This window comes from Leptolyngbya sp. AN10, assembly GCF_050565645.1.
Lineage (GTDB): Bacteria > Cyanobacteriota > Cyanobacteriia > Leptolyngbyales > Leptolyngbyaceae > Leptolyngbya.
Window position 1 is genome coordinate 1 of record NZ_JBNXVP010000006.1, and the last position, 26887, is coordinate 26887.

Genomic DNA, 26887 nt, shown 5'->3' on the forward strand with positions numbered 1-26887 from the left:
CCCAATGATGCCGTCAAACTTGCGGGTCGGGGTCAACGTTTTCGACTCACTGAAGGGGCTTTTGACTCTTTTACCCTACCGCGTTCTCATGGCTTTGGATAGTCAAAAGTCATAATGAGAATTGCTGACTTAAACCTGATCGCCAATCCTTGTATATTCCTGATTTAGCAAAAAGCCGAGAGAATCAGCTAGGTGCTGTTCTACCCGGCTTCTTTCACCAAGGCAATTTATGGCTGGATGCTTCAGGTTTCATATTGAGCTATTTGAAACACTGGTACACTAATCCAAAACTCGCTAGGGCTGTCATGAGGGAATTTCAACCAGTTCTAGTTAGCCCTTCAGGTTTTATTCAAGCTAATCAGATAAAAACATTTCAACAAGCAGAAGACTTCATGATTGGCGTTGCTGCTTGTAGGGTTATGTCCAAGCTTTCTGAAGAACTGAAAATATCCAGGCTTTCAATTGAAGAGCTAGAAGAACTCCTAGGTATCACTAAATCAGCTTTTGCGTCAGAAGAATATAACTCAACGCAAATTTTTTCTAATTCTGATAGTCTGTTTCTTATTGAAGAAAGCGTTGAACCTCTTTCTGCGGTGGATATTTGCTCAAAGATTGAGATCAAGCACAACAAAGACAAGAATAAAAAAAATAAGAATAAGCAAATACAGAATCTCCTTAGACACCTGCCAGAAGATATTGCAGTAGTTAAACTGAATTGCCCTGAGTGTTCGGGGCAATTCAAGCCCAACTGGTTCAAACTTAGTAATGAACCCCATATTCCTGTCAAACCAAATAATTATGATGGTGCAGGAAGATGGGTTCCCATGAAAACTTATGAAATGTGCCCTTTTTGTGAAGAGTTTGTTCCTCTTGACTTTCCTACAGTACAAATGCAGTCGAAAGTCATGCTTTTCGGAGATGAGGCATACAGGGAAGAGCGAGGTAATCTTGTCTTTACTTATTCACTTGTTGGTGCTGACTTCAAAATGATATCAAAAGTAGAGGAAACTTTGAGGAATCTAAAGCTAGAGCTTTGTCCCTCTGAAACCCCTGACAGTTGGGTTTTTCACATGAAGGAACTTTGGTCAGGTGATCAAAGGAAGAAACATAGAGTACTCTGCAACTGGAACTTTGAGAAAGTACAGTTAGCAGTTCATCTGCTTTTTCAATTAATCCGAAGTCATGCAGACTACCTTTTCATGTATAACATAGCATTGACTACTAAAGGTTCAATGAAGGGTTTTAAGTCCAAGTCAGCCCTAGATCGACCTCAAGATAATGCGTACATCCTGCTTGTTAGTCATGTAATTCATGAATTAACAACAGCAAAAGGGCAGCCTATTCTACAGTTTGATGCAGAAAAACGAACACAGACTGACAAGGTGATTCAGGCTTGGGCGCGTGATGCTTTTTCTGGAAGTCAGCATTGTTTGCTGTATCCATTCTTAGCTAAGGGAATAGAAGTTCCAGAGCCTATTTTTGTACAACCTGCTTCTCATTCTTGCCTAGAACTTGCTGACTTTATTAGCTATATTATTGCTAGGTCATATCAGAAAAGATGGCAAGGTCAGGAAATTGAGGAAATACTAAATCCTTGTAATCTTGGAAGAGTTAGGTATCTAGGTTTCGATACAACTGGTGATTTAGTTTTTGACAGTACTGAATCATACCCTTGGGAGTTTTTTTATGGCTCACGGACTAAAACATAGGATGTTGCGCGGTGCTTCCTCATTATTTGAGACTGCATAAGTTAAGGAAGTTACTTGAAGCAGCTTAATCAGGGCGTTAATCCTAGCTTAAGTTTATCTGAAGTTTGTGTAGTATTTCTCACTGCCCTTACGATACACCTAATCGATCGAATAGTTCTGTGTCTCTCCCATCTACGATCGCTAAATCAATTCCATCCGAACCCATCTGGCGCTTAAGCGTAGAGCAGTATCACCAGATGATTCAGTTGGGCATTTTGACCGATGATGATCCGGTGGAATTGCTCGAAGGTTGGCTTGTCTACAAAATGCCGAAAAATCCACCGCATCGAATTACAACGAAACTCACTCGCGATGCGTTGGATCAAATCTTGCCACCCGGATGGTACGTCGATACACAAGAACCAATTACATTAAGCGATAGTGAACCAGAACCGGATGTCGTGATTGTTCGAGGAGCGACACAGGATTACCTCGATCGACATCCCACAGCCCAAGATATTGCCATATCGTCATCGAAGTCGCGGATTCGACGTTAGAACGCGGTAGCTCCGCTGCACGAAGTGTTCGCACTTCTAAAAAGCGACTTTACGCACGAGCAGGCATTCCAATTTATTGGATTATCAATTTAGTCGATCGCTCGATCGAGATTTACACTCAGCCCGAAAACGAAGATTATCAACAGCAAACGACCGCTACAGAAGGGATTGAAGTCGTTTTAGAAGGAACAGCGATCGCCCAACTCTCGATCGCGAATCTCCTGCCTTATCAATCCTCGCAAATTCAATAAGAATAATTAATAGCTATTTTTACCTAACAAAATTGAAAATTCGACGATGAGAGAGACAGAAATTGCCTTAAGATTATCGTAACAATTAAGTTTGTAAAACCAGAACTTGCTGAGATAACCAGGAGAACTTGATATGGCGCTTGTCCCGATGCGGCTATTGCTGGATCACGCGGCTGAAAACGGTTACGGCATCCCTGCATTCAACGTCAACAATATGGAACAGATCCAATCGATCATGTTCGCAGCACACGAAACCAACAGCCCAGTTATTCTGCAAGCTTCCCGTGGCGCACGTAACTACGCGGGTGAAAACTTCCTTCGTCATTTGATCTTAGCGGCAGCAGAAACCTATCCCCATATTCCGATCTCGATGCACCAAGATCATGGGAACGAGCCTGCAACCTGCTACACCGCATTAAAGAACGGCTTCACCAGCGTCATGATGGACGGTTCGCTCGAAGCTGATGCGAAAACTCCCGCAAGTTACGAGTACAACGTCGCTGTCACCGCTGAAGTTGTGAAAGTCGCTCATGCGATCGGTGCTTCGGTCGAAGGTGAATTGGGCTGTCTCGGATCGCTTGAAACCGGAAAAGGTGAAGCAGAAGACGGACACGGCTTTGAAGGTGAATTGGATCACTCGATGCTGTTGACCGATCCGGATGAAGCGGTCGATTTCGTAGAGCGCACTCAAGTCGATGCGTTGGCAGTTGCGATCGGAACCAGCCACGGTGCTTACAAGTTCACTCGCAAACCGACCGGAGAAATTCTCGCGATCAGCCGCATCGAAGAAATTCACCGTCGTCTGCCGAATACTCACTTGGTGATGCACGGATCGTCTTCGGTTCCTGAAGATTTGATCGCGATCATCAACCAGTACGGTGGTACGATTCCTGAAACCTACGGCGTTCCGGTTGAAGAAATTCAAAAAGGAATCAAGTCGGGTGTTCGTAAGATCAACATCGACACCGATAACCGTTTGGCGATCACTGCTGCGGTTCGTGAAGCACTGCAAGCGAATACAAAGGAATTTGATCCGCGCCACTTCTTGAAGCCGTCGATCAAGTACATGCAAAAAGTTTGTGCCGATCGCTATACCCAATTCGGTGCAGCGGGACAAGCAAGCTCGATCAAACAAAATTCGATGGAACTCTTCGCGGTTAAGTACAAAAAAGGCGAATTGAATGCTGTAACTAACAAAACGGCAGCAGCAGTCTAAGAGGGTGTTTGAGAAGTAATCGTTGATCGCATTCACCCGCCCGGAAATGAATCTCCGGGCGGACTGGCAACGCAGCAAAGCCGCTTTTTATACTTTTCAAACACCCTCTAAGCCTTAATTTCTAAACTTTTGAACTGGGTAGTTTTATCACTGCCCAGTTTTTTTGTTAGATTTTTTAGGCAGATTTGCTGAGGCAGTCAAAGTCACAGGTTCATCGATAAAAAATTACAATTTCGCTACCTAAAATGAACGGAATTAGATTAGTTAAAACTGGATTCATTGGTTTGAATCTATCAGAAATTTGTATGCTATTAGGTAGATGGAATGAATAAAGGTACACTCTTCAAAGTTTGTCTCACACAGAATTGAATGAGTGTTAATTTGCAAGCGAAACAGATTTTCGCACGGATACATTTACCTGGAATTACGAGCGCGATCGCATTAACAATTGGACTTTCTGGTTGTGCAATGATGGTGACTCCTGAACGCTCTTTTGCGTACCCAGTTTCGATTAATCGACCGATCGATTCCCAGCCCGAAATTGCACCAGAAGTGATCTTGATTCGTCAGGCAATTATCGGTCAGGAAAGCGGCGCAAATTTTAGAGCAGTTAATCGGCATTCGGGTGCATTAGGATATGCCCAAATCATGCCGGAAAACTTGCCGCAGTGGTCAAGAGAAGCGCTTGGATACGTCGTTTCTCGAAAAGAATTCCTATCGCGTCCTGAGTTGCAAATCGCGATCGTGGATTTCAAATTGAATCAATATTGGCAGAAGTCGATCGTGGCGAGTAATGGCGATGTCGCGATCGCGATTAAACGAGTCGCAGCTTGGTGGTACAGCGGCAGACCTGAGAAATATAGGAATACGACAACCCAGTATTACAACGGGCATCGTTATCCGAGTATTGCGTCTTATAGCCAGTCGATTTTACGGCGATATCAGGCGATTTGGGATTCACAAAATGCGATTCAGCCTGGAGAAATACAGCGCGATCGAGGCGTTTAATGCTCTGACATGAACTCCTGATAGAGACGCGATCTCAGAGGATGTTTGAAAAGCAATCGTTTATCACATTCACCCGCCCGGAAATGAATCTCCGGGCTGATCGGGGAAGCCCACTAAACTGGGCTAAGAACTCCGTATTGCCCTCCCAGCCCGCTTCAGCGGGGTTTCCTCCATTAGCCCGGAGATTCATTTCCGGGCGGACTGGCAACGAAGCAAAGCCGCTTTTTATACTTCTCAAACATCCTCTCATATTCAGCGTTTTCAATCGCGTCTCTAACAGTACAAATCGTTTAATCCAAATGTTCAACCGGAATACGATCGGCAAATGCAAACCGATTTTTTCCGGTTTTTTTGGCGTGATACATTGCCTCATCCGCTCGTTCCATTAACGACTCTAATCGATCGCCATGTGCTGGGAATAAAGCAATTCCAATACTGGTTGTCACCGATAATGTCTCACCCGAAATTGCAAATGCCTGAGATAAAGTACTCAAAATCTTGCGGGCAACTTGGGTCACATTATTCGTATCTGGAATTGCAGGCAGTAACACTACAAATTCATCTCCACCTAATCGCGCTACCGTGTCGCTCGTTCGCAAACATCCTGATAATCGTTTTGCGACTGCTTGAAGAAGCAAATCCCCGATCGCATGCCCTAAGCTATCGTTAATCTGTTTGAATCCATCTAAATCAAGAAACATTAATGCAAGAATTTGATCCTTTGCTTTCGCAGATTCTATCGATTCACTAATTCGTTCGTAGAGCAACACTCGATTCGGTAAACCCGTTAAAGCGTCGTGATTTGCAATATAGTTCAATCGATCTTGAGATAAGCGTAATTCTGCATTCGATTGAGATAATTCTTCTGCGGTTTGTCTCAGTTTTTCCTCGATCGTTTTTCGCTGAGTAATATCTCGAATTACCCCGACTAAGAAGAGATTACCTGCCGAATCTTTATGCAGCGATCGCTTCGTTGCAATCTTATAAGTCGTGCCATTCGCATCGGTAAATTCTTCTTCGTGTTCTAGTTCGCTCTCATATTTGAAAACCAGATCATCTTGTTGGCGAAACACATCTGCCTCGTGTTCTGGAAACACTTCGTGATCCGATTTTTCGATAATTTCTTCGATCGGTTTTCCAACGAATTTTGAATAAGCTTCATTCAAAACAACCCAGCGATGCTGCGTATCTTTCACAAAGACCGGATCAGGAATGGAATTAATCACGCGATGCAGGAACTCTTTTGAGCGTTTCGACTCCTCTTCAGAATGCGCGATCGCAGCAATCACAGCCGTGGACGAAGCAAACAAAGCAATTCCAGTTGGAATTAATGGAACAATCCAACCTGCCAAAAATAAGCCGTAGCAAATTCCAACTAATCCAGCGCCCAGTGCAAACACTGCAATGAAATTTCGCTGAGGTAGTCGGAGTCGCCAACTCACACCCGTTCCAATCAGCGCCCATGCCAAAATCCAAAGATACTCGATCGATTCATTCCAAGATTTAAGCTGGGTGCGGTTATTCAAAGTCGCACTCAAAAGATCACTGATGAAATTCGCTTGAATCTCAACTCCGGCGACGTATTCAGGCGCAGCATTAATATTTCCGGTGAATGGAGTCGCAGAATAGTCTTTTAAGCTTGGAGCTAGAGATCCAATTAAGACAATACGATCGCGCAATTGAGATGCTGGAACTTTTCCGCTCATGATGTCTTGCATCGGAACCGTGTCAAAATGTCCCGATCGTCCCCGAAAATTCGAGACAATCTGATAGCCACCCGCATCCGCATTCACATAAACACCATCATTGCCGCGAAATCGTTGAAACACAGCATTACCAAGCTGTAACTGTCCGCGATCGTGCTTTGCGCCTTCTTCCTGAATCCCTTTCTCTTGAAGATACAGCAGCGCTAACTGCATGGAAAAACTGCGATGTTTCTGTTTGCCTGCATCAAACCAATACAGCAATGCGCGTCGAATTTTACGATCGCTGTCATACACCACATTGTTAAACCCCACTTGCCCTAAGCGTTCTAACTCAGGAGGAGCCGAAACCCCTTGTCCATCCGGGTCGGGCATTTGTTGAATTCCAATCAAGTTCGGCATCGTTCTAAATGCCTGCACGAGTTCGCTGTGTCCTTCTAAAACTGGAACATCCCGGTAGATATCCAGCCCGATCGCACGCGGTTGTCCTGCCTGAACCTTCTGCAACAATTGAGCTAAAGTGCGATCGCTAAAGGGCCAGCCATATTGCTTCAGTTCTTCCTCTCGAATCCCAACAATCAGAATGCGATCGTCTACCGACTCGATCGGACGCATCCGAAAAAAACTGTCTAATGCTCCTAGTTCCCAAACTTGGAGCAGTCCAGTCGATCGTAATCCAATGACACAGCCCGCGATTACAGTTGCAGGCAGCCAAATTTTAGCAGTGCGACGGAACCGAGTGGATACGGTTTTCCAAAATCCCTGATGTCGTTTCAATGGTTGAATCATTGCAGTTCACAAGTCAGCCTTCACAGAACGCTTTGTAGGAAGCACAAACCCGACAGGCAACCGAAACATCTGAGATCGGGGGGCAGCGATCTTGCAATGTGCCGATTCTGTCATAACTTCATCGTCTAGCCGCAATTTCTTTATTCCGCCTTTGCCAAACGCCTTTGAGCAGTAAGTTAGCTTGGTCGAGCAAGGGTCGGGTAAGTCGCCCTTGTAGGGGTAGTCAGCGCAAGGGGGCTTGTCGTTGACTACCCTTTTTCGAGAGTCAACGCTGCCTAGAGAAATTGCTGAAAGGATTGTATCACTCGGATTTCAAGTTCTGGATCGATTCGATAACTTGCACCGCTAACTGGGTATTGTTGAGCCGATCGATTTCCCGAATGCCCGTAGGACTGGTAACATTTACTTCAGTCAAATACCCACCAATCACATCAATTCCCACGAAATAGAGTCCGTCTTTCTGCAAGGTAGGGGCAAGTTGGGCACAGATTTCGCGTTCTCGATCGGTAATGTCACATTGAGCGCTGCGACCCCCGACTGCCATGTTTCCCCGGAATTCATTTCCGGTTGGAATCCGGTTCACGGCTCCGAGCGGTTCGCCATTGAGCAAAATAATTCGCTTATCGCCATCTTTTGCTTGTGGCAGATAAGCTTGCACCATGATCGGTAACGTTCCTTGCAGTGTGCTAATTTCGATCATCGAATTGAGATTGCGATCGCCACTTTGTAAAAACAAAATCCCTTCACCTGCTTTACCGCCCAAGGGTTTAAGTACTGCGGTTCCTTGTTTCTCTAGAAATTGCAGGATTACGCGCTTTTCTTGAGTGACGATCGTTTCTGGAATCGCTTCGGTAAATTGCAGCGCGTACATTTTCTCATTCGCCGCTCGAATTCCTGAAGGCGAGTTAATCACCTTGGTTTTAGTGGGATCGATGTAGTCCAGAATGTATGTGGCGTAGAGATAAGCGGTATTAACGGGCGGGTCAGTCCGCATGAAAACGGCATCCATCGTTTCGAGCGCTAGAAAGGTGGGCGACTCGGTTTGAAACCATCGATCGACTGCGATCCAGCGATTTTCGCCTAATGTGACCGGAACCAGGGTGACTTTTTCGAGTGTGGCGTAAGCTTTTCCCTGAACGACACTGAGCCGATTGGCTTGGGTAATCCAAACTTCGTGACCCAACTGTTGAGCGGCTTCCATAAATGCGACACTCGTATCGTGGGTGGGATCGAGATGCCCGATCGGGTCGATGATAAATGCAATTTTCACGGTGGATTTTGAGAATAAAAAGAACGGAGTGGGGAGTGGGGAGTGGGGGGTAGGGTGAAGTTTTGAGAAATAGAGAAAAATTTCAAACTTCTAACTCCCCACTCCCCACTCCCCACTTGTCTTCAACTATGCAGCAAGCAACGGATCGAGTTTGCCCGATCGATCTAACGCATGAATGTCATCACAGCCACCAATGTGCTGATCGTTGATGAAGATTTGCGGCACAGAGCGGCGACCATTCGAGCGTTCTGCCATTTTTGCGCGTCCGGGTTCATCGCCATCCAGACAGTATTCGGTGTATTGAACGCCTTTGCGATCGAGCAAAGCTTTGGCGCGGATGCAGAACGGGCAAGTACTCCAGGTGTAAATTTCAACGTTCGGGTTCATAAGTGTCTCAAGCATTAGCAACGTTTCTTAATTTTAGAGTGCGGCGCGACGAATCCAACCATTGAGGGTAAATCGACTATCGGCAAATTGTCGAGATGGGCAAGTCACGGGGAGAACTTCGTGTAAAAAGTGACTTGGAAAGAGAACAATACTATTATTCAGCGGTTGAATTTCTTGATAGGATTCTGCTTGTAGATAAAGCCCATTTTCGATGTTGAGGTCATAGATTCTTAAGGCTCCGCCCGAATAATTCTTTGGTTCTCGATTGAAGTAATACACATAAGAAATCATTCGATTCGCGGCATCTTCGCTGCCATTATCGTTATGAACTTTGTAATAGTTTCCGTCGTTGTGGGCAGTGAGTTGAACCTCGATTTGAGCGATCGTAAAAGGTTCGATTTGCCATTCTGCTAAGAGAGTTGGAAAATAGGCTTTTACTTTATCAATGATCCAATGTTCGTATTCTTCGGAGTAGTAAAGGATGGTAGATTGCCGATAGTCGATTTCGCCTGTTGAGGTGGAAGTAGAGACGAAATGATTTTGGCGATCGAAGATGTAATTTAATAAATCTCTTTGCTCTTCGGGAGATAGAACATTCTGGATTTGAATAAATTGAGCGGGTTGGAAAAACGACATAGGCAAGGCTCGATCGACATTCAGACATTATTCGATCGAGCCTTACCGAATGCAATGATGTTTATAAGATGTGCCGATTTTCCCCAGATAGCTTAAGCTTGTCTTCTGATCGTGTCTTTTCTGGGTTATGCCTCATCCGATTCTCTATCTTGCAATTACCAATCATGGTTTTGGTCATGCCACCCGCGCAGCTTCGATCGCGGCTGAAATTCAACGGCTCGATCCTGAGATTGTGTTAATTCTGGTAACGACTGCTCCTCGATCGCTGCTTGAGGCATACATTCCAGGCGACTTTATTCATCGTCCTCGTGCGCTGGATGTGGGGATCATTCAAAGTGACAGTCTGACAATGGATAAGCCTGCCACTTTAGAAAAGCTGCGTCAGATTAAACAACAACAGCGATCGATGATTGCAAGTGAAGTCAATTTCATCCGCCAAAATCGCGTGGGTTTAGTGCTCGGAGACATTCCCCCATTAGCGGCTCCGATTGCTAAATCAGCAAATATTCCAGGATGGATGATGAGTAACTTTGGATGGGACTTTATCTATCGCGATTGGGGTGGTGACTTTATTGAAATTGCAGATTGGATCGGAGATTGTTTTGCACAATGCGATCGATTGTTCCGAATGCCCTTTCATGAATCAATGAGTGCATTTCCGAATGTTACTGATGTTGGTTTAACAGGCGTTGATCCAAGATTTGATACAGCAGAGATATTGGAAAAGTTCAATCTATCTGATACGCCTAAAGAGAAGATTATTCTCGTCACATTTGGCGGATTGGGACTCGATCGCGTTCCTTACGAAAATGTCACTCGCTATCCCGATTACAAGTTCCTGTGTTTCGATCTGAATGCTCCTGACTTGCCGAATTTGATTAAAGTTGACGATCGCTTTTATCGCCCGATCGATTTAATGCCTGTTTGCGGTCGGTTGCTCACCAAACCGGGTTACAGTACTTTCTCCGAAGCTTGCCGTTACGGTATTCCAGTTACAACAGTCACTCGTGAAGGCTTTGCTGAATCTCCAATTTTGCTCGAAGGCATTCAAGACTATGCAACTCATCAAATTTGGAGCATTGATGAATTCTTTAAAGGTGATTGGATTGGTGTCACTCAGCCAATGAATCCGCCGCGTAAAACTGAGAAATTAGCAAAAGATGGGAATTTGTCGATCGCTCAAACTGTCGTGGATTATCTGCGATCGTGAGCCAACTATAATGCAGATAGCTCACACTAAACGTAGAGCAGGAACAAATGACAACATTGCTGATTCAAACTGAGCAGATTCCTCTCACGGTTAGCTTACCTGCAATGCAAATGACAGATGAGCAGTTCTATGAGTTTTGTCTAGCCAATCCCGATCTCAGAATCGAACGGACGGCAAAGGGAGAAGTGATTATTATGCCGCCCACCTATTCAGATACAGGCAATCGAAATTTTAAGATTGCAACTCAGCTTGGAGTCTGGGCTGAACAGGATGGAACTGGGGAAGGGTTCGATTCTAATGCAGGCTTTACATTGCCGAACAGTGCAACGCGATCGCCTGATGCTTCTTGGATTCGCTCAGAGCGATGGAATGCTTTAACCGATGAGCAAAAAGCGTCCTTTGCGCCGATTTGTCCTGATTTTGTGGTTGAGTTGCGCTCATCAAGTGATACATTGAGCGGACTACAAGCAAAGATGCAGGAATACATTGAAAATGGGGCAATTCTGGGATTTTTGATCGATCGTAAAAATCACACGGTTCACGTTTATCGTCCCGATCGCGCTCCAGAAGTCTTGGAAAATCCTGAAACTGTCAGTGCTGATCCAGAGTTACCAGGCTTTGTGCTACGAATGGCAAAAATTTGGTAAACAGCACGAGAAGGTAGAATCGTCTTCTCATGCTGTTTTGTCTAAGAGGGTGTTTGAAAAGCAATCGTTCATCGCACTCACCCGCCCGGAAATGAATCTCCGGGCTGATCGGGGGAAGCCCACTAAACTGGGCTAAGAACTCCGTATGACTCTCTTAGAGCATGTTTGAAAAGTATAGGAAGATGCTTCACTTCGATGCCATTTCGCCCGTGATTGGAAATCACGGTCTATCGGAACAAAGTCCACTGAAGGGGACTGAAAGCCAATTACAGCGAACTCTTCAGTCTGTTTCAACAGACTTCGTTCCGATAGCCCCGAATTCCATTCGAGGGGCGATTGATGCGATAAACGGCTACTTTTCAAACACCCTCTTAGCCCGCTTCAGCGGGGTTTCCTCCATTAGCCCGGAGATTCATTTCCGGGCGAACTGGCAACGCAGCAAAGCCGCTTTTTATACTTCTCAAACACGCTCTAAGCTAACAGTTCCCCTGTTTCTTGAAGCGAGTGCAAGCGTTGATAGAGTCCGCCTTGTTGCAGCAGTTCGTCGTGGTTGCCCACTTCAACAATGTTGCCTTGGTCTAACACTACGATTTTGTCTGCTTCACGGACAGTACTCAAGCGGTGAGCAATGATGATCAAAGTTCGAGTTCCGAGAATTGATCGCATTGCTAACTGGATCGATCGTTCTGATTCATAGTCCAAGCTGGATGTCGCTTCGTCAAAAACCAACACATCTGGATCAACAATCAGAGCGCGTGCAATCCCGATTCTTTGGCGTTGTCCTCCGGATAGTCTGACTCCGCGTTCTCCCACAATGGTCGAGTATCCCGCAGGCATTTGGCGGATAAAGTCGTCTGCCTGAGCGATTCGACAGGCTTCGTGAACTTGCTCGATCGAGGCATTCGGATTGCCATACAGCAAGTTATCCATCAATGTGCCGTTAAAGATATCAACTTCTTGGTGAACAATGGCAAGCCGTTTCCGATAGCCGCTGACATCCAATCTGCGAATGTCTTGACCATCAATGAGAATCCTGCCTTCGTTCGGTTCAAAGTAGCGGAATAAGAGTTTGACTAACGTTGATTTTCCTGACCCCGATCGACCTACTAGAGCAACTGTTTGATAAGGCTCAATGAGTAGATTGATGTCTTTTAGAACAGGTCGATCGACGTTATAACCAAACCGCAGATGTGAGAATTCAACTTTTCCAGTGAACTGATATTGTGGGACTGCTTCAGGATCAGTTGCCAGACTCGACGCATCTGAGCCGACCGGAAGCTTCATGAATTCGTGAAAACGAATCATCGGACCGTATCGACGAGCGAAAAATTCCGCTACCTCAGTAATCGGCTGAATTTCGGCAAACGCCATACTCGACACTGTAAATGTCGTAATGAAATGACCGAGTGAAATGCTGCCTTGTGCGGTTGCAAACACAGTCAGTGCAAACACGACGAACACAGCGGTTTGTACGATCGTGCGTTCATAAGTTGCAAGGACAATGTAACCTTTGTGGATGCGATAATCGAGGACTTTAAATTCTCGATCGAATCTCGATCGCTGGCGCTGTAATTCCGCTGTTTCGGTTGCAAACGCTTTTACGGTCTTAATGTTCGTCACAATCTCAGAGGTACGACTTTCGGTATTCTCTGCATATTTATCGAGGCGTTCTTCTTGCTCGGATAAGTGCTTCAACCCTCTCAAATCAAATGCGAGAATGCCAAGTAGCGAAACCAAAACGAGAATCGCAATCCGCCATTCGATAAACCAGATCACCAAAAAGATGCCAATCAATCGGAAGAACTTCGGAAACAGTTGCGAGGTCAGTGTGGGATAAGTCCAGGTGTGGTTTGATAATCCTTTAGCAACACGAGCCGCAACCCGTCCTGCATTATTTTCGTCATAGAACTCTAACGGCAACGTTAATACTTTCTTTAACGCTGCTTCAGCATTCTCTCGACGCGCTCGAAATGCCGTATCCCAAGCGAACCAAGGACCAATCCAAGGTTGAATCGGCGCACGACCAACAGAAATAATTCCAACCAGAACCAGCAAGACTGTTAATGTCGAGGTTTGATTGATTTCTAGTCGGCTTATTTGTGCGATCGTATTCACGGTATTTTGCAGTACTTGATCGAGCGGTTGCCCTGATAGCACGTTCAAAATTTGCCCGATCGCATACGGCACAGATAAGTCAATGATCTCGAACAAACTCATCATCGCAATACTAAAAACCGAAATCTTCCAGTAGTTGCGAAAGTATTTGAGAATGTCTAAAAATTTAGCCATACATCCTCCCAGTGTGGCTAGTGAGCGCCCCAATAAAATTCCAAGCGCAAACGATCCGATGAAGTAAAATTTCGCTTCATCGGATATTTATAATACTACAGATATTACAGATATTACAAAAGTTCCTGTTTTAATCGATAGATAATTGTTTTGGCATCGACTTGATCAAGAATTTCGCGAATCACAGTATTTGCCCCTTGTGCGCCCCAGGTACAGCCATTCTCGAGGTAAACTTGCGCCGCCCGTCCAACCGAATACGAGCCATATCCAGCGATTCCCGCTTGAACGATCGCGGTTCCTGCCAGTGCCGAAAATCCCGCGCTTCCGTCCACTCCAGTCGCCAAAGCTGCCGCACTCTTACCCATTCCCAATACGATACCGCTTCCAAGCTCGCCAAGCAGTAGGCTACCTGAACTGAGCAAAATCGTATTGAGTAACTTTCCAGCCTCGTATCGCGTCATCGGCAAGCCGTACAAATTCGCCAAAGCTTGAATCATTGCAAGATCTGAGACTGCGCCACCAATGAGATCGAGAAATGCGATCGGGTTTAGGGCAATTGCGATCGCTTTGTACCGCGTGAATTTCCAGATTAATTCCTCTGCCTCTGCATCCCGCAATTCCATCACTTTCGTCGCCATTTCTAGTTCTGCGGTTCGAGCTTGCGTCAAGGCATTGAGGGCTAACAGCGATCGACCTTCCCGATTCAAAATCGTCAAAATTTTCGCCTTCAATTCTTCAATCTGCGGCGGCGGCGTTTCCCATTCGTAACTGATGCGACCGTCTGGATATTCCACTCGGACTTGAAACGGTGCAGGTTCCGCTGCGACCATGACAATTTCCTCTGCGGTTAAAAGCTGCTCTAAGTCCGCACCGTTTCCCGTTCTCGCTCCTAAATTTTGCAAATTCCGATAAATCTCCTGGCGCGATTGATCCGGGTACAAATCCACTTTGTTAAACACCAGAATCAACGGCTTTTGTGCCTGTCTCAAATCGCAAAGCGCTTTATATTCAGTGCGAGTAATATCGCCAGAGATCACAAACAAAATTAAGTCAGCTTGTTGTGCGACCTCTTTCGCCATGTCTGCCCGCGCTTGCCCATCAATCTCATCAAGTCCAGGCGTATCGATCAATTCGATCCGAATCTTGCTCGAAGACTCAGGAATAATCGATCGACTTTCCGAAACTAACCCGCCACTCGGAGTCCATGTCACCAAACTCGGAGCCTGAGTTACCCCATTAAGCGGACCCGTTTCAAACACCTTCTCACCAATCAGCGCATTCAGAATCGCCGATTTCCCACGACTGACCAAGCCAAACACCGCGATTCTTAGAATGTACTGATCGAGCTTTTTCAAATTGCTCGAAATCGTTTCGAGTTCCGACTTTAGCGCGGATTCGATCGAGGGATTTTTGCTCGATCGTAAAAACTGAGAATAGTTGGTGAAGGCTTGCCGCAAACTTGCCCGCGCTCGATTGAGGTGGGTATCTTGCGGGTTGGGACGGTTAGAAGGGGCTTGACTCAAAGCAATTTGACCAACGGCATCAGATTCCTATTTTCGATCAGATTCAGCCAAGTTGGAGGGTCGATCGACGATACTAGATGGAGCAATTGCCGAACAGAAGACATGGTTTTCAGTTTATCGATCGAATGTGGCTCCGAGCAGACACGAGCGGATGTTTGCGCCCAACATTTTGACGAATTTTCTTTGCAGCGCTCGAATCACGAGATTTATCCCTGTAGCGTCACCCTCTTTCAAGATTTGGAGGAAAACTGGTGGTGTCGAGTTTGTCCAGAGGGATTATCTCAGGTCGGGATTGATGAACCACAAATGGCGTATGTCATGACAGAACTCGGAATCCTGCTGTACCGTCATCTTCAATCCGCTCCCCCGTTCCGATACGCTCTAGCAGGGGTAGAAGTGGATGAATTTAGAACTTATTCTGAACTACAAGAAGATGCTTCAGTTTTAGGCGTTTTATTTCCTGGCTTGGTCTTATCTGAAGAAGTTTGGCGATCGTTCTCCTGTCCTTCTGCGTTCCGTCCATTTCGTCCGGGCTATGTTTGGAAACGCTATGAAGGGGAAGTGTACAAACCTCTAATTGCGTCGCCTGATCTGACAAACAAGCTAAACGACTTGCTCATTCTTCAGTAGCGACGCAACTCATCGAAAACTACGATCGAACGGCTTCCAACATCCGCGAAAAATAGAACTTTGTGCTAGTCATCGCAGTTCGCTGAATTTTGAACCCGCAGCTTTCCAAGACTTTGACGATATCGGCTTCACGATGTTGATAGGCGCGAGTCGTCTTACTTGGACCTGGGAAAAATTCGCCAATTCGCTTCAGAATCGTCAGGAAAAAGGTCTTCGGCGCAAAACTCAGAATTAAGCGATCGTCTGCCAAACTCGCTAAATGTTTGATCATATCGATCGCTTGCTCGGCTGGATAGTGGATCAACACATCGAGACAAACGACGGTGTGATATTTGCCATTGAGCATTTCCAAGTCTTGAACAGCAAAAGTCGGATTCTCAGTTAGACCAAGTTCGATCGCTCTTTCCTTTGCTTCCCCGACCATCTTCTCCGAAATATCACTGGAGAACAGTTTCGCGCCTTCTTGTGCCAGCGGAATGCTCAAACTCCCGACTCCGCAGCCCGCATCGCAAATCGTCAAATCGGCTAAATTTCCATCGTTCTTCAACCAATCGATCAATGTATCGACCGTTTGTTGATGCCCGGTTCGGATATCAAGCTGGACTTTATTCACTTCGCCATCGCCGTAAATTCTGCGCCAGCGATCGAAGCCTGTTGCATTAAAGTACTCGCGCACTTCGGTCTTATCGTCGATTCCTTGCATATCGTTCTGTTAAATCGCTTTTACTTATCGTATTACTCGATCGCACTCGTCCCACCAAAAAATAAAAAAGCCCCGTAGCAGTACGGAGCGATTCTTCTCAGTAGGAGGTCTGAATTATTTTCGGATTGCTAATTATTTGCGTAGAAACATGAGGTTCTTATGAAATTTTCATGTAGCCGTCACTACGGTACGGATTTCTCAGGTATTCTACGGATAGGCAAAACCCCGAATACCTCAACAGTCACCCGTATTTTTACAGGTTTGTTGAAGGCTGTGAGGGAACTTTTGCTTTGACAAGTCAATCTGAGTATCTTGGGGGCACCTGAACCGTGCCCCGTTTTTTTTGGAGTTTTTGTGGTGGGCGGTGGTGCAATTCGCCCCAGGATTGCTGTCCTATATCGGCAGTGTAAGAGAATATTGGCAGGGTTTCGGAATACAAGGAGACAGAATTGTATCTGTCACATAAAATTCGTTCACGAATCAATTTTGATCCGCTGTGGAGTGCAATCTTGCCATCGCAGCAGGTGAGCAGGTTGTTTGAGATAAAGCGGTAAATCGATCGCGCTTCGGGGTGCAGTTGTGGCAAGTGCGATCGCGGTTCCCAAATCGCAACTGTGCCATTTCACCAGATTTTCTACACTTGAGAACAAAGACCGAGTTGTGCCTGCTAAAGTTCCATTCAGCAATTTTGCTGTGCCATTTGTTACTTCTATCTCTCGCGAGTCCCAAGGGTAGCGACCGTCTGGTAGTCCGAGTGGAGAAAGGGCATCGCTGACAAGAAAGATACCGCGATCGTACTGGCTTGCTCTAAGAAGAATGTCGATCATGATTGGCGTGACGTGCTGACCATCCGCGATTAATCCACAGTAAATATTTGGGTTCGCAATCGCGGCTCCTAAGAGTCCCGGTTCCCGATGATGCAACCCAGGCATGGCATTAAAAGCATGAGTCACCATTGATGCGCCTTGCTCAAATGCTTTCTGTGCTTGGGCAGCAGTGGCTTGAGAATGTCCGAGACTGACGGTGATTCCCAATGATTTGAGATAAGCGATCGCTTCTCCACTTGGATCGAGTTCAGGCGCAAGCGTAATAATTTTGACAATTTCAGCATAATCGCCTAATACTCGTTTCACGGATTCCACGGTGAGCGGTAAAAGGAATTCTTCGGGATGCGCCCCACGTTTTTCAAAGTTGAGAAAAGGTCCTTCGAGATGAACACCGAGGATTTGCGGATAGCTGGAATCGGCAAGAATGGAGAGCGATCGCTGAATATTCTCGATCGACGTTGTGACAATCGTGGGCAGGAATCCATCGACTCCCTCATCCCAAAGAAACTGACAAATCTTTTCTAATTGATAGCTATTTTCTGAGTTCAAATCGGGAAATGCTAACCCCAACGCGCCATTAATCTGCAAATCAACGCCACCCAAAGAAATCCAATCACCAGCAACATCAAGCCTTGGAGCATCAGTCTCGATCGACGGTGCAATTTCGAGAATCACGTCATCGATCAAAATTTGCTGTAAACCGTCAAAACCGGGCACATGAGCATTGATAATCAGAAGGCGCATTTTACAGACTTGATTTCGTTCGTTTTGGATCTTCGCACATGACTCAACCGTTGATTGGAATCATTATGGGCAGTGACTCGGATCTGCCGACCATGCAAGCCGCGATCGCAGTTTGCGAGGAATTTAGTGTGCCTTGTGAAGTTGAGATCGTTTCTGCTCATCGCACTCCAGAACGGATGGTCGAGTATGCAAAACAAGCTCACACCAGAGGAATTAAGGTGATCATTGCGGGGGCGGGAGGTGCAGCACATTTACCCGGAATGGTGGCATCAATGACGGCTCTGCCTGTGATCGGGGTTCCAGTTCAGACGAAAACATTGCAGGGAGTCGATTCGCTTTATTCAATTGTTCAAATGCCAGCGGGAATTCCAGTTGCAACAGTCGCGATCGGCAATGCTAAAAATGCGGGACTACTCGCGGTTCAGATCTTAGCCAGTCATAACTCTGAGCTATTGACCAAAGTGCAAGCTTATCGGCAAAGTCTTGCAGAGATGGTACGAGATAAGCAAGCGAGACTAGATGATGTTGGCTACAAACAATACTTAACTGAGTTGTAGTTAAGTAGGTGGGCTGAATTAATTTGAAGATTACTCGCTCCGTTCTATCTCGCCCCGGATTGAAATCGGGGCTAACAGTGCGAAGTCCCCCTTCAGGGACTAAGAGCTAATTAGGACAAGCTCTTCAGTGGGTTTCAACCCACTTCGCACGGTTAGCCCGAACTTCTAGTTCAGGGCGAGTCAGCAACGAAGCGAGAGAATTTGCCGGACTTAGGTTTAATTGTGCCTATCTACTTATAAGGTTGCTCTGCTGTTTCTGGGAAATCTAACAGCAAAAACAGCGGAGCGCGATCGATGAGAGTTGTAGAACACACCCATACACGATTAAAGTTACGTCACAGACCAATCGAATTTTGGCTGTTCGGTGTTGCGTTATCAATTGTTTCTCTTTCTGCATTTTTCGTTTGGCTGACTGAACCTGCATCGACTCAATTGTTCTGTCAGCGATCGCAAGTGAATTTTGTAAGTTGCCAACTACGTCGATCGACTATCTTAGGCTTCAAAAGTTATCAGACCGTTAACAATGTTGTATCGATTGGAGAATCGAGCCGCAAAGTAGGAAAAAATCGATGGATTCCTTTCTTGACGTTGGCAACTCCAAATCAGCAAATTACGATCTCTAACTCAGAAGGACGAACCCAAACGGCGACACAGATTGAAGCATTTCTCAACAATCCTCGATCGACTTCGCTATCGGTTAATTATGTACGATCGCTCTACAGCAGCGATACGCTTAACCTTATGTTTTTTACGCCGCTGATGGCAATCTTCTTTTTGATGATGCCGAGACAGAGTTACACCTTTTATCGATCGCTCTCAAAGCTCGTCATTTCGCAAAAGAACGCGCTAGGACGCACAGAACGAGAGTACGCCCTAGAAGAAATCGAATCGGTTTCCGTCGAAGAACATCGATCGCGCCGATCCGGAGTGTTCTACCACATCGTAATTTTGCTAAAAAACGGCATCAAAATTCAACTGCCATCGAACGCCATGATCTCTCACGAATCGACGCAGCGTAAGATCGCTCGACAGATCCAGCAATTTCTAGGCGGATATGACTCAATTCCCGATTAGAACTCATCCACGCTAAAATAATAGTACGAATGTATCTAAAACCGTCATGCCCCTACGTTTTCGGCAGCAATGCCAAGATCTGATCGACAAACGCTTGATGATCTATCACAGGCTTCGAGATATAGCCATCGGCTCCACTTTGCTTCAGGAAATTTTCTCGATCGCCCTCCATCGCGTGCGCCGTTACCAGAATGATTGGCAAATTCGCGGTTTTCGTATCTGCTTTCAGCAATTGAGTTAGCTGGATTCCGTTCATTGCTTTACCCTGGTACATACTGCGAGAGAGAGACACATCCATCAAGATAATGTCCGCCTCACCAGACTGGGCAATTTCGATAACTTCTTCTACATTTTCAGTATGCTTGACTGCCAAACCTCCTCGTTTGGTCAAGATCTTCGAGAACACTCTGGCATTAATCAGGTCGTCCTCAACAATTAAAACAGTTTGCATATAAATTCCTCAGACGAAATGCACTAGATACGGCAAAATAGAACGATTGCAATGTAGCTCAACTGTATTAGTATTTTCAGGACGGGCGATCGACATTCGGAAACCTCTCGGATTCCAACTCTTGTAAAGTTCAGCAGGATAACAGGCTCATGGCTCGGACGCGACCTCAATCTCAATCGGAACAGTTAAACATTCTCCCAACAGGACAGGTTATCACGACTGCCCTACATACGGAGATGCAGCAGTCGTATTTGGAATATGCCATGAGCGTGATCGTGGGGCGAGCGCTCCCCGATAGCCGCGATGGTTTGAAGCCTGTCCATCGTCGTATTTTATACGCAATGCACGAGTTGGGACTAACTCCCGATCGCCCTTATCGAAAATGCGCCCGCGTCGTTGGGGATGTTCTGGGTAAGTATCACCCGCATGGGGATCAGGCGGTCTACGATGCCCTCGTGCGAATGGTGCAAGATTTTTCGAGTCGCTATCCGTTACTCGGTGGTCACGGAAATTTCGGATCGGTTGATAATGATCCACCTGCGGCAATGCGGTATACCGAAACGAGATTGTCCTCGATCGGTAACGAGTCCTTGCTGAACGAAATTAGTGAAGCAACTGTTGATTTTGTTGGTAACTTTGATAATTCACAGCAAGAACCTGTCGTATTACCTGCTCAATTACCAATCCTGCTCCTAAATGGTAGTTCAGGGATTGCGGTCGGAATGGCAACAAATATTCCACCGCATAACTTAGGAGAAATTGTTGATGGCTTGGTAGCACTCATCGATCGACCCACTCTATCGGATGATGAACTCCTCGCATTGATTCCAGGTCCCGATTTTCCCACAGGCGGCGAAATCATTGATACAAGCGGCATTCGAGAAGCTTATCTCACAGGTAGAGGTAGCATTCCAATGCGCGGAATTGCCAATATCGAAGAGATTAGTACAGGTCGCGGCAAGCATCGGAAAACTGCGATTATCATTACTGAGCTTCCCTACCAAGTAAACAAAGCTGGACTAATCGAAAAGATTGCCGAACTTGTCAACGCAGGTAAGATCGAAGGAGTTGGCGATCTGCGAGATGAAAGCGATCGAGAAGGGATTCGAGTCGTAATCGAACTTCGCCGCGATGTAAATCCTCACAAAATTCTCAATGCGCTCTATCGTCAGACTGCACTACAAACAAACTTCGGTGTCATCCTCTTAGCTCTCGATAATGCTCAACCGAGACAAATGACGCTAAGAGAGCTATTAAATGCGTTCTTAACGTTCCGCGAAGAGACTCTAACTCGGCAATATCGCAACGAATACAACCAAGCCGAAAGCCAAGTTCATGTCTTAGAAGGTCGATTAAAAGCACTAGCGAACTTAGATGAAGTCATCCGAATTTTGCGGAATGCTCCCGATGGTGGAACTGCTAAGATTCAACTGCAAGAAACATTAGAGTTAAGCGATCGACAAGCTGATGCAATCCTTTCGATGCCGCTCCGAAGATTAACCGGAATGGAACGTCAAAGCCTGCAAACCGAGCATGATGAACTCGTTGCGAAGATGCAGGACTTGAATAAATTACTCAGCGATCGAAAAGAATTACTTAAATCGCTGAAGAAAGACCTGAGAGCGCTGAAGAAAAAATATAGCGATGATCGACGCACTAAAATTGTTGCTGCGGTTGAAGTTGCAGCAGAAGTGAGCGAAAAAGACGATGCTCCAACTTCTCGATCGAACGTTAACTTAGCTTTCGAGTTCGAGGAAGAAGAACAGCCCGCCGTTCTGGAAGTCACACAGCGCGGATATGTGCGGCGCATGACTCCGAAAGTCTACGATCGACTGAGCAAGAATCGCAACGACGATACACCCACCAAAGAACTCGAAGACGGGGACGATTTCGCCACACAAACCGATTTCACTACAACAGGTAAAACGCTCGTCGTCTTTACCCGAAGTGGAAAAGCCTTTGCAGTAAAAGTCCGAGACATTCCTCAAGCGAACAATGGCAAATCACGAGGAACACCGCTGGTAGCACTTCTCCCTCCTGCCGCCCAAGCAGAACCCGATTCGATCGCAGGGACATTCATCTTGCCCGACTCGATCGAAGATCAGTTTGTGCTATTACTCACCGAACAAGGACGCATCAAACGCTTGCCCCTCTCTGAGTTCACCGATTTAACCGGACGTGGATTAACTGCATTGAAGCTCAAAGATGGCGATCAATTGCTGTGTGTCAGTCCAGTTCAAGTCGGTGAACAAGTTCTGTTAGCAACTTCAAGCGGTCGAGTCTTGAGATTTGAGGTGAATGATTTGCAAATCCCGATCGCGAGTCGAACCTCTCAAGGTCAAACCGGAATGCGCGTGAGCAAGAAAGAACGGATTGTCGGATGGGCGATCGCAAATGAAGACGATACCTTCCTGATGATTTCTGAACAGGGTTACGCGAAACACATGGAAGTGCAAGCCTTACGACGAGCCAGTTCAGGAGAATTAGGAACTCAAGCTTTCCACTTCAGCAATAAAACCGATATTGTTGCAGGAATTGTTGCGGTGTTGCCTCAATCGCTGGTGTTCTTGTTAACGAATGAGAATCACTTGGCGCGGATTGATGTCGATGATGTTGATTTGAGCTTGAAAGACGATCGCGGTTCTCGTGTAGTCAAACTCAGCAAAACCGAGCGGGTGACTCATGTGAGTTTGCCTGTGCTGTACGGGGATGAGGAATCGATCGAGTAATTTGGGAACCAGCGATCGCCAAACTACTTGTATGATCGCTGGTTTTTCAGAAGGGTTTAGCTACCAAGTAATTGTCATCAGAGTTCGATTGAATGAATAAAATTTATTTTATCTGTTTCTTAAGTTGAGCTATCAGCGATCGCACTCGCCCAGAAATAGAAGACAATCTTCTATTATCCATCGCCACCCTCCGAGAACGCTTACCTGAGATGTATGGAGAGTAGCAGGAATTTAAAGGTCGATCGACAAACATCATCAAACAACTAAGGCGAATCCCAATCAATATCTTCCAGCCTTACAACATTTCCGGCTTTGACGCTTTCACGAGATTTCGCAATTCGACGCAGAAAACGAGAATCGCTCTCTAGTCGATAGTCTTCCAAATTCTCGTCTTCTTCAAATCCAACTAACAGCCCGACAGGTTTTCCGTCACGAGTAATGAGAATCTCTTCCTGTTCAGCCAATTGAAGATATTCAGAAAAATTACTCTGCACCTCGCTCACTGTCACTTCCTTCATCCGCTTCTCCATTTCGTTCTAGCCAGGTTTCTGCTTCTGATTTTGGCACGATTGCTAAGACTTGAACGGTTTCCTCATCAATGTCATAAAACACGCGCAATTCATCCACTCGCAATCGATACTGAGGACGAAGCAATCCCCTCAATCGTTTAATCCGACTTTTACTAACCTTCATCGGCTCATGTCGTAGATAAGTTTCGATCGCAGAACGCGCTTTCGCACGAAGATCAGCTCTCAAATTCCGTATATCTTCGACTGCTTCAGCCGTAAAAACAATCTCAAAAGGCATCCGAACCATTCATCTAATTATGTTCGCCAAATCATACAGTTAGACTTGCACGAATTGACGAATCGTGGAATCGTTCCATCTCCACACGACGAAATGTAACACTTTGTCAAGACAAATGAGAAAACCCCCTTTCGCATCGTGACCGAAACTCGGTAAACTACAGAAGAATTCTGAGATACCGCAATTAACAACATGAGCGTAGTTAGCCAAGTTATCCTACAAGCCGACGACGAGCTTCGTTACCCAACAAGTGGCGAACTTACCGGGATAAGAGAATTTTTTCAAACCGGAGAACAGCGGACTCGTATCGCTGGAGTTCTGTCTGAGAGCGAAAAGAAAATCGTAGAACAAGCCAGCAAACAACTGTGGAAGAAGCGTCCTGACTTCATTTCTCCGGGCGGTAACGCTTATGGAAATCGGGAACGGGCACTCTGTCTGCGCGATTATGGCTGGTATTTGCGTCTGGTTACGTATGGAGTCTTGTGTGGCAGCACTGACCCGATCGAGAAAATTGGCGTGATCGGAGCGCGGGAAATGTATAACGCGCTTGGTGTTCCGGTTCCGGGAATGGCAGAAGCGATCCGCTGTCTGAAGGAAGCTTCCTTAGGTCTGTTGAGCGAATCAGACGCGGCAGAAGCGGCTCCGTATTTTGATTTCATTATCCAGGCAATGTCATAGAGCATTCAATCTAATTCGATTCCCCGCAGACTGCGGCAGACGATCGTGAAATTTTCGCGGCGTTTTCGCAGACTGCGGGGAATTTGTTTTTAAAATTCCGAAAATTCACGCAGTTTCACTGGAGCAAAAAATGTCCGCTACTGAAGTTTTATCGTTCTGGTTTGAGGACAAGTTAGAGATGCGGAAGGTCTGGTTTACAAAGAATTCGGACTTTGATGAAGAGGTACGATCGCGCTTTCTGCCAATTTATGAGCAAGCCGCATCTGATCAGCTCGATGGCTGGAGCGATTCACCTGAAAGCTGTCTAGCGCTGATCATCGTTCTCGATCAGTTTCCGCGCAATATGTTTCGGGGAACTCCTCGATCGTTTGCGACTGATCCTAAAGCGTTGAAGATTGCGAAAGATGCGATCGCAAAACAGTTCGATCCGCACGTTCCCCCGGTTCAGCGGTTCTTTTACTATCTGCCGCTCGAACACAGTGAAAATCTGGATGACCAAAACGAATCTGTCCGGTTATATGAGCAATTTAGGGACAACCCTGAATTGAAAGAAACTTACGATTATGCGATTCGGCATCGAGTGGTGATTGAGCAGTTTGGACGGTTTCCGCACCGCAATCAAATTCTCGATCGACCTTCGACTCCAGAAGAAATCGAGTTCCTGAAACAGCCTGGATCGTCGTTCTAACCCCGTTCTGAGTAGAGACTCCTATGAATATCGCCGCTGAAACGATCCCCACACTTGAGCAAATCAATCAGACCAAATCTACGATCGACCCTTACATTCAATCCTTAAACGAGAATCTCGATCGTCGAGAGGGCGCACTGCCGTATTACTTATTTCATGAACCGGGTCGTCCGATTCGTGGAACGGTGATGATTTTTCACGGATTCAGCGCCAAGCCTCATCAGATGTGGCGATTAGCGGATTATCTCTTTCAGAATGGGTTCAACGTTTATCAACCCTCGATCGCTGGACATTCGTTGATCAATCCTGCAAAAAATTGGTGTCAGGTCGATTTGAAACCCGAATATGCAGAACCGCTGAAAGCAAAAGTACAAAAAGATCCAGTTCTGCAAACCTTTATCCGAAATTTTGCGAACAATCCAAGCGCAGCAAAACCCGGATTCATGCAGCAAATGGGATTGATGGCGCGATTGGTGTTGATTGAGCCGCAACTGCTCGACATTGTGAAATCGATGGAATTAGCGGACGATCCAGACTTCGATCGCTATTTCACGTCTTCTCATTTGCGCTATCTCACCGAAGCTCAAGCCAGACTATCCGAACTTGATGCAATGCCTGGAAATGTTTATACCGTTGGTTTATCCGTTGGGGGTGCGGTGGCATTGGGATTAGCGGCATCGCGTCCCGATCGTGTTCGAGGTGTGGTCGCGTATGCACCATTGCTCAAGATTTATGGAGAAGAACGGCGGCGATATGTGAATCTGGCAGGTCCTCTAGACATTAGCGAATCTGGATGGGACCCGAATTTGAGATTTCCGATCGGGTGTTTGACCGCAGCCGATCGCTTTGGAAGTAGCGTTGTCATGAGTGATCAATCGGTACGATCGCTCTCGAACGTTCCCACTTTCTTAGTATTAACTGAGAACGAGGATGCAGCCGATATTGATACGATGGTAGACTTCTATCACCAGATTGGCGGAGAAGGTGAAGGGCATCGATTCTTCCTGTATCCCAAAGAAGACCTCGTGCCGCATCCGATGGTTGATCCGACTGAAGTGAGCCAAAACATGAGCAATCGATTTTGGCAAAGCTTGTATCAGGAAACGTTCCGGTTCTTGACTTCTGGACGGGTGAACACGAGCAATTTAAGCAACCTTGAACAAGAGCCGAATTTACCGATCGTGCCTCCGGTGTAATGATTATCTTCCAGCCCTCAGAATCTCTTCAGCGGTTAGTTCGAGGGCTGGAAACGTTGGGGAAAGAATGCGATCGCTTCCCTGAAACCGTTTTACTTGATAAACGCCATCCACTAACGAGTAAACGCTAACAGTCGGACGCTTCGGAGAACCAATGTACTTTGCTGCTCCAAACGGATCAGGATCAGCGATCCAATACTCGCGGATTCCCTTGTTTTGATACTCTTCCACCTTTTCGCGGTAGTCTTGCAGCGCAGTGCTATCACTCACGACTTCTACAATTAGAATGGCAGCGGTGGTTAATATAGCAGGTCGATCAAGATAAACCTCAGTCACTTCTACTGGCACGATCGCGACATCTGGAAGACGAGAAGTGTTTTCTTCTGTTTGCTGTCCAGGATCACGAAAGGCTTCCCAGGGAAGTTGTAGTCGAGTAATCTCTTCATCGAGGACACGTTCTAAAAATTTCGCAATCCGATAGTGTAACCAAGCAGGCGGAGTCATAAGCCGCAATTCCCCTCGAACCAATTCGTAGCGCTCTTGACTCGTTTCACAGAAGTCTAAGTATTCCTGAAAGGTCAGTTTCTTCGTTTTTGCAATGTTCATGCAATTCTGCCTCGCCACTGCGG

Annotated in this window: 26 protein-coding genes; 14 read left to right on the forward strand and 12 right to left on the reverse strand. The window is 46.1% G+C overall.

What is annotated here, in order from left to right:
• Positions 1-149: 149 nt before the first annotated feature.
• The 5 genes from ACQ4M5_RS09975 to ACQ4M5_RS09995 all read left to right on the forward strand — a co-directional run bounded on the left by ACQ4M5_RS09975 (position 150) and on the right by ACQ4M5_RS09995 (position 4720).
• Entirely contained in the window at positions 150-1709 is a 1560-nt protein-coding gene (locus ACQ4M5_RS09975; RefSeq protein WP_430675437.1) for a hypothetical protein, read from the forward strand.
• Between the two features lie 158 nt (positions 1710-1867).
• Positions 1868-2245 (forward strand): Uma2 family endonuclease, encoded by a 378-nt coding sequence (locus ACQ4M5_RS09980; RefSeq protein WP_430675438.1) that lies wholly within the window; start codon positions 1868-1870, stop codon positions 2243-2245.
• Positions 2221-2496 (forward strand): Uma2 family endonuclease, encoded by a 276-nt coding sequence (locus ACQ4M5_RS09985; protein WP_430675776.1) that lies wholly within the window; start codon positions 2221-2223, stop codon positions 2494-2496. Before ACQ4M5_RS09980 ends, ACQ4M5_RS09985 begins: the two co-directional genes overlap by 25 nt.
• A 133-nt stretch (positions 2497-2629) precedes the next feature.
• The gene (gene fba / locus ACQ4M5_RS09990) at positions 2630-3712 is read left to right on the forward strand and encodes a class II fructose-bisphosphate aldolase (protein WP_430675439.1); all 1083 of its coding nucleotides are present in this window, start codon (positions 2630-2632) and stop codon (positions 3710-3712) included.
• Positions 3713-4081: 369 nt separating this feature from the next.
• The gene (locus ACQ4M5_RS09995; RefSeq protein ID WP_430675440.1) at positions 4082-4720 is read left to right on the forward strand and encodes a lytic transglycosylase domain-containing protein; all 639 of its coding nucleotides are present in this window, start codon (positions 4082-4084) and stop codon (positions 4718-4720) included.
• A gap of 290 nt (positions 4721-5010) precedes the next feature.
• On the opposite strand, the gene ACQ4M5_RS10000 is transcribed toward ACQ4M5_RS09995, so the two are convergent.
• The 4 genes from ACQ4M5_RS10000 to ACQ4M5_RS10015 all read right to left on the reverse strand — a co-directional run bounded on the left by ACQ4M5_RS10000 (position 5011) and on the right by ACQ4M5_RS10015 (position 9505).
• Positions 5011-7212, reverse strand: coding sequence for a CHASE2 domain-containing protein (locus ACQ4M5_RS10000; RefSeq protein WP_430675441.1), 2202 nt, complete (start codon positions 7210-7212; stop codon positions 5011-5013).
• 301 nt (positions 7213-7513) lie between these two features.
• On the reverse strand, positions 7514-8482 hold the full coding sequence (gene gshB / locus ACQ4M5_RS10005; RefSeq protein ID WP_430675442.1) for a glutathione synthase: 969 nt from the start codon (positions 8480-8482) through the stop codon (positions 7514-7516).
• Between the two features lie 126 nt (positions 8483-8608).
• Positions 8609-8869, reverse strand: a complete 261-nt coding sequence (gene grxC, locus ACQ4M5_RS10010; protein ID WP_430675443.1) for a glutaredoxin 3 — start codon at positions 8867-8869, stop codon at positions 8609-8611.
• 33 nt (positions 8870-8902) lie between these two features.
• Entirely contained in the window at positions 8903-9505 is a 603-nt protein-coding gene (locus ACQ4M5_RS10015) for a 2OG-Fe(II) oxygenase (RefSeq protein ID WP_430675445.1), read from the reverse strand.
• 127 nt (positions 9506-9632) lie between these two features.
• Here ACQ4M5_RS10015 and ACQ4M5_RS10020 point away from each other — a divergent pair, with 127 nt between their 5' ends.
• The gene (locus tag ACQ4M5_RS10020) at positions 9633-10715 is read left to right on the forward strand and encodes a glycosyl transferase (protein WP_430675446.1); all 1083 of its coding nucleotides are present in this window, start codon (positions 9633-9635) and stop codon (positions 10713-10715) included.
• Between the two features lie 47 nt (positions 10716-10762).
• On the forward strand, positions 10763-11362 hold the full coding sequence (locus ACQ4M5_RS10025; RefSeq protein ID WP_430675447.1) for a Uma2 family endonuclease: 600 nt from the start codon (positions 10763-10765) through the stop codon (positions 11360-11362).
• A 471-nt stretch (positions 11363-11833) separates the two neighbouring features.
• Here ACQ4M5_RS10025 and ACQ4M5_RS10030 read toward each other — a convergent pair whose 3' ends face one another.
• Both ACQ4M5_RS10030 and ACQ4M5_RS10035 read right to left on the reverse strand, forming a co-directional pair.
• Positions 11834-13651 (reverse strand): ABC transporter ATP-binding protein, encoded by a 1818-nt coding sequence (locus tag ACQ4M5_RS10030; protein WP_430675448.1) that lies wholly within the window; start codon positions 13649-13651, stop codon positions 11834-11836.
• A gap of 113 nt (positions 13652-13764) precedes the next feature.
• Positions 13765-15174, reverse strand: coding sequence for a GTP-binding protein (locus ACQ4M5_RS10035; RefSeq protein WP_430675449.1), 1410 nt, complete (start codon positions 15172-15174; stop codon positions 13765-13767).
• Positions 15175-15276: 102 nt separating this feature from the next.
• Here ACQ4M5_RS10035 and ACQ4M5_RS10040 point away from each other — a divergent pair, with 102 nt between their 5' ends.
• Positions 15277-15804 carry a hypothetical protein gene (locus ACQ4M5_RS10040; protein ID WP_430675450.1) on the forward strand — a complete coding sequence of 176 codons (528 nt, stop codon included), beginning with the start codon at positions 15277-15279 and terminating at the stop codon, positions 15802-15804.
• A 19-nt stretch (positions 15805-15823) separates the two neighbouring features.
• Here the strand turns inward: ACQ4M5_RS10040 and bchM are convergent, their stop codons facing one another.
• The gene (bchM, locus tag ACQ4M5_RS10045) at positions 15824-16507 is read right to left on the reverse strand and encodes a magnesium protoporphyrin IX methyltransferase (protein WP_430675451.1); all 684 of its coding nucleotides are present in this window, start codon (positions 16505-16507) and stop codon (positions 15824-15826) included.
• A gap of 473 nt (positions 16508-16980) precedes the next feature.
• Positions 16981-18078: an N-acetylglucosamine-6-phosphate deacetylase gene (gene nagA / locus ACQ4M5_RS10050; protein ID WP_430675452.1), complete on the reverse strand. Its 1098-nt coding sequence runs from the start codon at positions 18076-18078 to the stop codon at positions 16981-16983.
• Positions 18079-18116: 38 nt separating this feature from the next.
• On the opposite strand from nagA, the gene purE reads away from it, so the two are divergent.
• Both purE and ACQ4M5_RS10060 read left to right on the forward strand, forming a co-directional pair.
• Positions 18117-18635, forward strand: a complete 519-nt coding sequence (purE, locus tag ACQ4M5_RS10055; RefSeq protein ID WP_430675453.1) for a 5-(carboxyamino)imidazole ribonucleotide mutase — start codon at positions 18117-18119, stop codon at positions 18633-18635.
• 294 nt (positions 18636-18929) lie between these two features.
• The gene (locus ACQ4M5_RS10060) at positions 18930-19709 is read left to right on the forward strand and encodes a cytochrome b-245 chaperone 1/Eros family protein (RefSeq protein ID WP_430675454.1); all 780 of its coding nucleotides are present in this window, start codon (positions 18930-18932) and stop codon (positions 19707-19709) included.
• A gap of 52 nt (positions 19710-19761) precedes the next feature.
• Here the strand turns inward: ACQ4M5_RS10060 and ACQ4M5_RS10065 are convergent, their stop codons facing one another.
• On the reverse strand, positions 19762-20160 hold the full coding sequence (locus ACQ4M5_RS10065; RefSeq protein ID WP_430675455.1) for a response regulator: 399 nt from the start codon (positions 20158-20160) through the stop codon (positions 19762-19764).
• A gap of 149 nt (positions 20161-20309) precedes the next feature.
• On the opposite strand from ACQ4M5_RS10065, the gene gyrA reads away from it, so the two are divergent.
• Positions 20310-22889 carry a DNA gyrase subunit A gene (gene gyrA, locus ACQ4M5_RS10070; protein ID WP_430675456.1) on the forward strand — a complete coding sequence of 860 codons (2580 nt, stop codon included), beginning with the start codon at positions 20310-20312 and terminating at the stop codon, positions 22887-22889.
• Between the two features lie 263 nt (positions 22890-23152).
• Here the strand turns inward: gyrA and ACQ4M5_RS10075 are convergent, their stop codons facing one another.
• Entirely contained in the window at positions 23153-23407 is a 255-nt protein-coding gene (locus tag ACQ4M5_RS10075; protein WP_430675457.1) for a type II toxin-antitoxin system Phd/YefM family antitoxin, read from the reverse strand.
• The gene (locus tag ACQ4M5_RS10080; protein WP_430675458.1) at positions 23373-23696 is read right to left on the reverse strand and encodes a type II toxin-antitoxin system RelE family toxin; all 324 of its coding nucleotides are present in this window, start codon (positions 23694-23696) and stop codon (positions 23373-23375) included. Before ACQ4M5_RS10080 ends, ACQ4M5_RS10075 begins: the two co-directional genes overlap by 35 nt.
• Before the next feature lie 192 nt (positions 23697-23888).
• Here ACQ4M5_RS10080 and ACQ4M5_RS10085 point away from each other — a divergent pair, with 192 nt between their 5' ends.
• The 3 genes from ACQ4M5_RS10085 to ACQ4M5_RS10095 all read left to right on the forward strand — a co-directional run bounded on the left by ACQ4M5_RS10085 (position 23889) and on the right by ACQ4M5_RS10095 (position 26258).
• A complete protein-coding gene (locus ACQ4M5_RS10085) occupies positions 23889-24374 on the forward strand; it encodes an allophycocyanin (RefSeq protein WP_430675459.1) in 486 nt (161 codons plus the stop codon).
• Positions 24375-24504: 130 nt separating this feature from the next.
• Positions 24505-25062, forward strand: a complete 558-nt coding sequence (locus ACQ4M5_RS10090; protein WP_430675460.1) for a DUF924 family protein — start codon at positions 24505-24507, stop codon at positions 25060-25062.
• Between the two features lie 23 nt (positions 25063-25085).
• On the forward strand, positions 25086-26258 hold the full coding sequence (locus tag ACQ4M5_RS10095) for an alpha/beta hydrolase (protein WP_430675461.1): 1173 nt from the start codon (positions 25086-25088) through the stop codon (positions 26256-26258).
• A 3-nt stretch (positions 26259-26261) separates the two neighbouring features.
• Here the strand turns inward: ACQ4M5_RS10095 and ACQ4M5_RS10100 are convergent, their stop codons facing one another.
• Positions 26262-26864: a Uma2 family endonuclease gene (locus tag ACQ4M5_RS10100; RefSeq protein WP_430675462.1), complete on the reverse strand. Its 603-nt coding sequence runs from the start codon at positions 26862-26864 to the stop codon at positions 26262-26264.
• Positions 26865-26887 lie beyond the last annotated feature (23 nt).

Coding starts and splice junctions, on each gene's coding strand:
- fba (WP_430675439.1), top strand. CDS start 2,630: ATGGCGCTTGTCCCGATGCGGCTATTGCTGGATCACGCGGCTGAAAAC.
- ACQ4M5_RS09995 (WP_430675440.1), top strand. CDS start 4,082: ATGAGTGTTAATTTGCAAGCGAAACAGATTTTCGCACGGATACATTTA.
- ACQ4M5_RS10000 (WP_430675441.1), bottom strand. CDS start 7,212: ATGATTCAACCATTGAAACGACATCAGGGATTTTGGAAAACCGTATCC.
- grxC (WP_430675443.1), bottom strand. CDS start 8,869: ATGAACCCGAACGTTGAAATTTACACCTGGAGTACTTGCCCGTTCTGC.
- ACQ4M5_RS10015 (WP_430675445.1), bottom strand. CDS start 9,505: ATGTCGTTTTTCCAACCCGCTCAATTTATTCAAATCCAGAATGTTCTA.
- ACQ4M5_RS10020 (WP_430675446.1), top strand. CDS start 9,633: ATGCCTCATCCGATTCTCTATCTTGCAATTACCAATCATGGTTTTGGT.
- ACQ4M5_RS10025 (WP_430675447.1), top strand. CDS start 10,763: ATGACAACATTGCTGATTCAAACTGAGCAGATTCCTCTCACGGTTAGC.
- ACQ4M5_RS10030 (WP_430675448.1), bottom strand. CDS start 13,651: ATGGCTAAATTTTTAGACATTCTCAAATACTTTCGCAACTACTGGAAG.
- ACQ4M5_RS10040 (WP_430675450.1), top strand. CDS start 15,277: ATGGTTTTCAGTTTATCGATCGAATGTGGCTCCGAGCAGACACGAGCG.
- bchM (WP_430675451.1), bottom strand. CDS start 16,507: ATGCAAGGAATCGACGATAAGACCGAAGTGCGCGAGTACTTTAATGCA.
- nagA (WP_430675452.1), bottom strand. CDS start 18,078: ATGCGCCTTCTGATTATCAATGCTCATGTGCCCGGTTTTGACGGTTTA.
- purE (WP_430675453.1), top strand. CDS start 18,117: ATGACTCAACCGTTGATTGGAATCATTATGGGCAGTGACTCGGATCTG.
- ACQ4M5_RS10060 (WP_430675454.1), top strand. CDS start 18,930: ATGAGAGTTGTAGAACACACCCATACACGATTAAAGTTACGTCACAGA.
- ACQ4M5_RS10065 (WP_430675455.1), bottom strand. CDS start 20,160: ATGCAAACTGTTTTAATTGTTGAGGACGACCTGATTAATGCCAGAGTG.
- gyrA (WP_430675456.1), top strand. CDS start 20,310: ATGGCTCGGACGCGACCTCAATCTCAATCGGAACAGTTAAACATTCTC.
- ACQ4M5_RS10075 (WP_430675457.1), bottom strand. CDS start 23,407: ATGAAGGAAGTGACAGTGAGCGAGGTGCAGAGTAATTTTTCTGAATAT.
- ACQ4M5_RS10080 (WP_430675458.1), bottom strand. CDS start 23,696: ATGCCTTTTGAGATTGTTTTTACGGCTGAAGCAGTCGAAGATATACGG.
- ACQ4M5_RS10085 (WP_430675459.1), top strand. CDS start 23,889: ATGAGCGTAGTTAGCCAAGTTATCCTACAAGCCGACGACGAGCTTCGT.
- ACQ4M5_RS10090 (WP_430675460.1), top strand. CDS start 24,505: ATGTCCGCTACTGAAGTTTTATCGTTCTGGTTTGAGGACAAGTTAGAG.
- ACQ4M5_RS10095 (WP_430675461.1), top strand. CDS start 25,086: ATGAATATCGCCGCTGAAACGATCCCCACACTTGAGCAAATCAATCAG.
- ACQ4M5_RS10100 (WP_430675462.1), bottom strand. CDS start 26,864: ATGAACATTGCAAAAACGAAGAAACTGACCTTTCAGGAATACTTAGAC.